Source organism: Williamwhitmania sp. (genome assembly GCA_035529935.1).
GTDB lineage: Bacteria > Bacteroidota > Bacteroidia > Bacteroidales > Williamwhitmaniaceae > Williamwhitmania.
On record DATKVT010000025.1, the window covers coordinates 1 to 4165 of the forward strand.

The window sequence follows — 4165 nt, forward strand, 5'->3', positions numbered from 1 at the left end:
TGGGTCACCCCAAACCACCTTGCCACTTGCTAGTGCTTCGGACACGACTCCGCGCACAAGGGACTTGCACCCTCTGGACTGGCTCCTAAAACGAATCGTTTAAAAGAACTTTTACTATATTTACCATTCAAGGCACACACATCATGTATAAAAAATTGCCGGTTCATCGGTTATTTAAAGTTTATCTTCCGCATCAAGTTCATTGTATCTTGACAGGGAATCGCGCCGCAATCGGCAACTTTTCATACATGTAACGTTGTGCACAAAAACAAGAAAGACCTTGTGCTAATTTTAAACATAAGATAAAAATGAAAAAACTATTATTATTCGGATTAATTATTTTTCAAACAATTTCATCGTATTCTCAAATTAACACGGATAAGATTTCCTTTGAATTGAGATACCCAATACCACTTGGAGACAATTTATTAAATAAAGGATTCGGAGATGGTTATTTGGGTTTGATTGATATTGGTGTAGATTACAATGTCATAGAGACAAATGGACTTGGAATAGGGGTTCTTTTTAATTCATCAATTCTTAGATTATCGGAAACGGATTTGACCTTATTTATTTTAAGTCCGAAGATTAAAATTGATTATGAGATAAATATTAATAAATTTAGCATAATACCGCAAATAGGCTTAGGATACTCAAATTGGCGATTTAGAGCACCTGCAATTATGATGACTGATGAATTTGGAAACCCAGTGGAAGGAGAAAAGTATAAGGAAAATGAAAATGGTTTGACAATAAAAGGGGGAACAAAATTTGTTTTTAATAGTAGCAAGAATCTAAATTGGTATTTTCAGATTGCATACGAATTTACAAAACTTGAGAAACCGGATAATGGAGCGAATGACTCAAAGTATAATCGAAATATGCATTTACTCTATCCTGGTATCGGACTGATTTGGAATTTTAATAAGGAATAAAGTTTCAGCACACAACACACAATATAGCCAATAAGGGTTTCTGTGGTATGCGAAGGGTTTTAGCCCGCTTTAAATTTTCGTGTACCTTGATAGGAAATCGCCCGCAATCCCTTACTGGCCATATTGTCAAACGTTAAAATCCCATAGCCTCCAATTCCTCCCTCCCAGCCTTTCTCTACCTCTTCACCTCCCAGCTATTGGTCTCCCTATTAAACCGGATTTCGGGAACGCCAACGTTCTCCCTGCCGTAAAGCTTTCGGGAGTCGCTGGCAAACTCATCGAATAGAACCTTGTCGCTGGTGAAAAAGTAGCCCTCCTGCTGCTCATACTCCGAAACGGGTAGCACCTGGTATATTCTTCTGCCATCCTGTATTGGGCGTTGCACCCAGTCGAGAATATAGCCAGCTGAGCTTATATTTGAGCGACCATTGTGCTTGGTTAAGGTGAGGTAGGCCAGTGCGCCTCCATTCTTGTAGCGGTCGCGCTGGTTGGAAACAAAGTTGCCCAGCGAGTATACGGTCACGCTGCCCGTGGTGGAGTCGGTGTCGTAGCTGGCCTCCATGCGCTGTATTACGTGCGGGTGCGAGCCAATAACAATTCTAATACCCAGCCCATGCAGATACCTAGCCAACCTCTCCTGCTCGCGGTTGGGGTCGTTTTGGTACTCAATACCCCAGTGCATAAAGGCAATAATCTCGTCAACGTTTTCCTGCTTTGCACGCTCCACATCCTTACGAATTTGGGCCGTATCAATGGTGTTTACAATTACGGGCGAAGGCACCACAATGCCGTTGGTTCCGTAGGTGTAGTTGAGCAGGGCAATTCTAAAACCGTTTTTCACCAGAACGAGTGGGTAGGTGGTATCGCGCTCGGCCTCATCCTGAAATGTTCCGGTGTGCGGAATTCCAAGGGTGTCGAGCGTTTGTATGGTTCTAATGATGCCGCTCTTTCCGCGATCGGCAGCATGGTTGTTGGCGTCCACCAGCACATCCACTCCTGCAACCTTTAACGCTTCGGCCAAAGCATCGGGCGAGCTGAACTGCGGATAGCCAGTGTAGGGTTTTCCGGCAAGGGTCACCTCCAGGTTGGCAATGGCAATATCGGCAAGGTTGAATACCGGTTTCATTCGGCAGAAGACGCTGTCGTAGCTGTAGGTATCGGTGCTGCTGTCGTAGGCGGCATTAATTTGCGGTCCGTGGCCCATTACGTCGCCAATAAACAGCAGGGAGAGCGTAGTATCTTTAGCAGTATTGCAGGTGGTGTCGCTGGTAGCGGTAATTGGCTGGGCATATGCACCCACGGAAACTACAGTAAGAAAGGCAAAGGTCAAAAGCTTCTTCATGCTCACGAAATTTCTCAAATATAGCATAAATGCCGAAACCCCTTTTCTGACAAAAATCATTGTTGGAATTCTGAAATGTCTGTTTCTTGCGCAAAATTATGAGTCGGCATAGTTGGCTATGAGTTGTAGGATAGGAAGGTATCTAGGCTGCTTTCCGCTGTAGAGATGAAATTATTTCAGCAGGATTAACCTGCATCTTTTCTTCAAAGTTAGAAGGTTGAAGTTTTATATCACACCGAAGTGGGATTTCTGAGAGAAACAGAAATCCCACTTTCATTTATAATTACCCCTACTCCCATTCTGCTGTAAGAGTATGCAACTTTGCACTCGTTTGCGGTTATTTATGCAAAAATGAGCAAGAGCGGGTTGTGATTGATTGGCGTATTTTGGTTACTTTTGTTGAAGCAAGCGACCTCCAGTTGCTTTAAAAATATACAATTACCTTGTATGAATACTACCTATCAGCTGCAGAACTTCGAGAGTTGGGTTAGACGACGGTTCGACATTTACAATAGCATTTTCCTTGGATTGTCGGCCAACGCAAGCAATGGCATTCTACTTGGTCACTTCGCTGCCCACGTGGAGAGAGGCATTCATAAGGGACAATCGCCTGTTGAAATTATCGAAAGCTTCTCGAAGGAGCACCATAGCGATGCCACTGAGGAGCAGCTACTTTCGTTGCTGACTGGCTTTGTTGGCATCATAGAGCGCCAGGTGGTTGTGTTTGACGCGGTGGAGGATTCGGCTTTCGACAAGATCAACGATCTCGCCGGCTCCAACTCCCTGAAGATTGTACTGAAGAACTTTTTAAATAGGGGGTTGACGGAGGAGCTGCTGGCAACCTTGAGGGACCTGAAAATTCGGCTGGTGCTTACTGCCCATCCCACGCAGTTTTACTCAGGTTCCATTCTTTCCATCATCACCGCGCTCGATAAGGCCATTCGAAATAACGATATCGACACCATAAGCGATCTGCTGCAGCAGCTGTCGTATACAAATTTTTACAACGAAAAAAAGCCTACACCGCTCGATGAGGCACACCACCTTGTTTGGTATTTGGAGAACTCGTTTTACAATGCCGTTATGGCCATACACGACGAGCTATTCTACATTCTGCCATCGGAGGGTTACATCAACTTTAACTTGGTGGAGCTGGGCTTCTGGCCAGGCGGGGACCGCGACGGTAACCCGTTTGTTACCGCAGAAATAACCGAAAAGGTGGCCGATCTTCTGCGCTATGCAATTTTGAGAAAATACTATCACGCTGTTAGGCAGCTTAAGCGGCATATGACCTTTGGTGGCGTGGCCGATGAACTGCAAAGTATTGAAAAGGTTCTCTCAGGCTGCATCTACGGTTGCGAGTCGGTGAGCGCCAAGTGGCTGCTCGAGAAGTTTGAGGCGCTTGATGCCCTTGTTCAGAAGAGTTTTTCCGGTCTCTACTCCAGCGAGCTGCGCCGGCTTATTAATACCATAAAGATTTTTGGAACCCACTTTGCCGCCATCGACGTAAGGCAGGATTCCACCATTCACCGGAAGGTGTTTGCAGAGCTGGTACCAGAATTTGGCTCGGGCATAAACGAAAAAAACGATGCCGAGCAGGTGGCGTGGTTCGAGCAGCTGCATCAATCCTCCGTTGACTTTTCGGGGCTTTCCGAAATTGCTTCGGAAACCTGTCTGTCGGTTAAGGCCATAAAGAATATTCAAGGCCATAACGGCGAAAAGGGGTGCAATCGATACATCATCTCCAACTGTGGCCGCGCCTCCGATGTGATGCTGCTTTACCGGTTGTTCACCATCAATGGCTGGGCAGAGGAGCAGCTTACAGTGGATCTAATTCCCCTGTTTGAAACCATCGACGACCTTGCCAGCTGTGACGAGGTGATGGAGA

Annotated in this window: 3 protein-coding genes; 2 read left to right on the top strand and 1 reads right to left on the bottom strand. The window is 45.6% G+C overall.

Annotated elements, in window-relative coordinates; all coding sequences use genetic code 11:
- The first annotated feature begins 308 nt into the window (after positions 1–308).
- On the top strand, positions 309–935 hold the full coding sequence (locus tag VMW01_01570) for a hypothetical protein (protein ID HUW04923.1): 627 nt from the start codon (positions 309–311) through the stop codon (positions 933–935).
- Between the two features lie 175 nt (positions 936–1110).
- On the opposite strand, the gene VMW01_01575 is transcribed toward VMW01_01570, so the two are convergent.
- A complete protein-coding gene (locus VMW01_01575; GenBank protein ID HUW04924.1) occupies positions 1111–2277 on the bottom strand; it encodes a CapA family protein in 1167 nt (388 codons plus the stop codon).
- 447 nt (positions 2278–2724) lie between these two features.
- Between VMW01_01575 and VMW01_01580 the strand changes: the two genes are divergently transcribed.
- Positions 2725–4165, top strand: a 1441-nt coding sequence (locus tag VMW01_01580; protein ID HUW04925.1) for a phosphoenolpyruvate carboxylase, incomplete at its 3' end; no start/stop codon positions are given.

Bases quoted from the DNA above. Each gene is read 5' to 3' on its own strand.
- VMW01_01570 (HUW04923.1), top strand. From the start codon at position 309: ATGAAAAAACTATTATTATTCGGATTAATTATTTTTCAAACAATTTCA.
- VMW01_01575 (HUW04924.1), bottom strand. From the start codon at position 2,277: ATGAAGAAGCTTTTGACCTTTGCCTTTCTTACTGTAGTTTCCGTGGGT.